At 38.1% G+C, this 315-nt stretch carries 1 protein-coding gene; it reads left to right on the top strand.

Features of this window, described 5'->3' with window-relative positions; translation table 11 throughout:
• Window positions 1-60: 60 nt before the first annotated feature.
• The coding region (locus LI112_RS17995) for a hypothetical protein (RefSeq protein WP_227191220.1) at window positions 61-315 on the top strand (255 nt) is incomplete at its 3' end.

The following is a 315-nucleotide window of genomic DNA, read 5'->3' as shown; positions in this document are numbered from 1 at the left end:
CAGGCAAAGGATAAAAGATTTAAACCGTCACTGGGCGTTGAGGAAGAGTAGGTGAGTAATATGAGATACGAAGATTCGATGAAAGGTGTAGCTGATCAGATAATCAAAGAACAGCAGCGAGTCAGTAAAATTATAAACAATCCAGAAGAGTTCCATTGGCATGACGAATATGCAACGTTGAATTTCTTTCGGTTTATCTGCAAAAATATCGGTAACTTGAGAAATGGAGAAATTGAAAAAATGGCCACACGTTTAAAGAACATAGATCAGAAAGCAGTGGAAAACCATGTGAATGGTGCTGTTTGGGCATTTGAT

The organism is Blautia sp. 210820-DFI.6.14 (genome assembly GCF_020558815.1).
In the GTDB taxonomy this organism is placed as follows: Bacteria; Bacillota; Clostridia; order Lachnospirales; family Lachnospiraceae; genus Blautia_A; species Blautia_A obeum.
Note: the sequence above shows the minus strand (reverse complement) of the source record. Positions and strands in the feature narration are given on the sequence as shown.